The organism is Mesorhizobium sp. M7A.F.Ca.CA.004.06.1.1 (assembly GCF_003999135.1).
Classification (GTDB): domain Bacteria; phylum Pseudomonadota; class Alphaproteobacteria; order Rhizobiales; family Rhizobiaceae; genus Mesorhizobium.
Genome location: NZ_RZPQ01000756.1, coordinates 1 through 2,802 on the forward strand (window position 1 = coordinate 1; position 2,802 = coordinate 2,802).

Here is a 2,802-nt window from a genome sequence, read left to right on the forward strand (position 1 = left end):
CTGATCGCCGATCTGGCGGCTGGGTCGGGCCTGCATTTCACCGACGCCGGGCGCATCAGCGTCGACGAGTTGGAGGAGCCGCTGGCGCTGGTCCATGCGACGTCCGAACAGCATCTGGAACCCGCCTGCCGGCCCAAACCCAGGGTTGCCGAGCCGGCCGCATTGACGGCGCGCGAAAGCGAGGTGGTGAGCCTCGTCGCCGACGGCAAGAGCAATGCCGCGATCGCCGCCGAATTGAGGCTGAGCGAACACACGGTCAAGCGCCATGTCGCCAACATACTGCTCAAGCTGGACCTGCCGTCGCGGGCGGCGGCGGCGGCGTTTTCGGCCAGGCACCCTGGCCCGCACGGGCCATGAGAGCCATGGCGCTTTCGGGCGAAGCGGCCATGGGCGGGTAAGCGCTATCAATTCTCTCCATGCAGGCCAGGCGGATGTCGTCGGGAAAGGTGCTGCGAACGGAGGAGGAAATGCTGACGTCGAACCAAACACTCAAATCGCTTGCGATAGCGGCAAGCGTCGGAGCGCTGTTCGCTATCGCTCCCGCAAAGGCCGAGGATGCGTCCGCGGCGGCTGCCTACAAGGATATCGAGGCGACGCTCGGCTCGGTGCCGGACATGTTCAGAACGCTGCCGGATGTGGCCGTTGCCGGCGCTTGGGCCGAGATCAAGGGCGTGCAGCTCAACCCGAAGACGGCGCTTGACGGCAAGACCAAGGAGCTTTTGGGCCTCGCCGTCGCGGCGCAGATCCCATGCCAGTATTGCATCTATTTCCACACCGAGGCGGCCAAGCTCAACGGCGCCAGCGACGAGGAGATCAAGGAGGCGGTCGCGATGTCCGCGATCGTGCGCCACTGGTCGACGATGCTCAACGGCAGTCAGGTCGATCTGACGACCTTCAAGAAGCAGGCCGACGACGTGTTCGCGGCCGTCAAGGCGAAGTCGCAGTGAGGAAATCCCTGCCCGGCGACGAGCGCCGGGCAGCCCTTCGACCATCAACCGCCCGGTCGCAAGACGGGCCAATGGAGGATGACATGCTGACCAAGACCCAAACAGTGGATGGCGCATCGATCAAGAAGGCCATCGAAACCCGTGACGGCAGGATGCTGTCGAGCTTCTATGCCGACGACGCGCTGGTGCGGGTGATCGACCGCAACAACCCGCCGAGCAAGCCGCGCGAGATCCGCGGACGCGCGGCGATCACCACATTCTGGGACGACATCTGCAGCCGGGCGATGACCCACAAGGTCGACACCACCATCGCCGACGGCGACAGCCTCGCCTTCACCCAGGCCTGCGCCTATCCGGACGGCACCAAGGTGTTCTGCGCGGCGATGCTGGAGCTGAAAGACGGGCGGATCGCAAGGCAGACCGTCGTGCAGGCCTGGGACGAGTAGACCAACAGCCTGTGGATCAACCGCGGCCTGGGCCGCAAACCTGGAGGAGAAGACGATGTTCAGCGCCAGATGGCAGATCGACGCCAAGTTCGGGCACAAGCAGACCGTGCTCGACCTGTTGAAGAAATGGGAACGCGAGATCGGCTCGCAGGTCGGCATCGACGAGCTGGAATTCCAGATCATGACCGGTTCGATCGGCGCGCGGGAGGCGACGGTCGAGTCCCATCACCAGGTCGAAAGCCTGGCCCAACTGGAGGCGTTCTTCGCCAAGATCGGCAAGATCGACGCGCATGCCAAATGGGGCAAGGAGATCGAGCCCTATGTCGTGTCGGGCACCAGCCTGTGGAATATTTATCGCATTGTGGAGTAGTGACTCTTCTCCCCGTTTCACGGGGAGAAGATGCCGGCAGGCAGATGACGGGCGGAGCCCGCTTTGCCAGGGACGCGCTGCCCCTCATCCGGCCCTTCGGGCCACCTTCTCCCCGTAAAGCGGGGAGAAGGGAAGGCGCTAGCTGTGAGCCACCATCACATGGCGCACGGCGGTGTAGTCTTCCAGCGCGTAGAGCGACATGTCCTTGCCGTAGCCGGACTGTTTCAGCCCGCCATGCGGCATCTCGTTGGTCAGCATGAAATGCGTGTTGATCCAGGTGCAGCCATATTGCAGGCGGGCGGCCGTCGCCATGGCGCGCGAGACATCCTTGGTCCATACCGATGACGCCAGGCCGTAGTCGCTGTCATTGGCCCAGTTCACCGCGTCGTCGACTTCCGAAAAACGAGTAACCGAGACGACCGGGCCGAACACTTCGCGGCGGACAATCTCATCTTCCTGCAGCGCGCCGGCGACGACGGTCGGCTGGTAGTAGAAGCCAGAACCCTCGCCCGGCTTGCCGCCGGTGGTGATCTCGATGTGCTTCAGTTCCGAGGCGCGCTCGACGAAACTCGACACGCGGTCGCGCTGGCGGCGGGAGATGAGCGGGCCGATCTCGTTTTCAGTGTCGTCGGGACGGTTGTATTTGATGGTCGAGACGGCCGAGGAGAGATCGGCGACGAGTTTGTCGTAGATCTTCTTGCCGGCGTAGATGCGGCAGGCGGCGGTGCAGTCCTGGCCGGCATTGTAATAGCCGAAGGCACGCAGACCGCTGACCACGGCGCCAAGATCGGCGTCGTCAAAGACGATGACCGGTGCCTTGCCGCCGAGCTCGAGATGCGTGCGCTTGACCGACTTGGCGGCCGCCTGCAGCACTTTCTTGCCGGTGGCGACGTCGCCGGTGATCGAGATCATGTTGACCTTGGGATGATTGATCAGCGTGTTGCCGACGCTGTCGCCGCGGCCGAGGACGACATTGACCACGCCTTCCGGCAGGATTTCCGCAAGTATCTTGGCAAGCTTCAGCGCCGTCAGCGGAGTC

5 protein-coding genes are annotated in these 2,802 nt (G+C 63.8%); 4 read left to right on the forward strand and 1 reads right to left on the reverse strand.

Annotated elements, in window-relative coordinates:
- The 4 genes from EN906_RS29625 to EN906_RS29640 form a co-directional block, all read left to right on the forward strand.
- Positions 1-357, forward strand: a 357-nt coding sequence (locus EN906_RS29625; protein WP_164777453.1) for a helix-turn-helix transcriptional regulator, incomplete at its 5' end; no start/stop codon positions are given.
- A gap of 110 nt (positions 358-467) precedes the next feature.
- Positions 468-947 (forward strand): carboxymuconolactone decarboxylase family protein, encoded by a 480-nt coding sequence (locus EN906_RS29630; protein ID WP_127267879.1) that lies wholly within the window; start codon positions 468-470, stop codon positions 945-947.
- 83 nt (positions 948-1,030) lie between these two features.
- Positions 1,031-1,393, forward strand: coding sequence for a nuclear transport factor 2 family protein (locus EN906_RS29635; RefSeq protein ID WP_127375581.1), 363 nt, complete (start codon positions 1,031-1,033; stop codon positions 1,391-1,393).
- Positions 1,394-1,448: 55 nt separating this feature from the next.
- Positions 1,449-1,763 carry a hypothetical protein gene (locus tag EN906_RS29640; protein ID WP_127267881.1) on the forward strand — a complete coding sequence of 105 codons (315 nt, stop codon included), beginning with the start codon at positions 1,449-1,451 and terminating at the stop codon, positions 1,761-1,763.
- A 138-nt stretch (positions 1,764-1,901) separates the two neighbouring features.
- Here EN906_RS29640 and EN906_RS29645 read toward each other — a convergent pair.
- On the reverse strand, positions 1,902-2,802 hold a 901-nt coding region (locus tag EN906_RS29645), incomplete at its 5' end, for an aldehyde dehydrogenase family protein (RefSeq protein WP_127375582.1).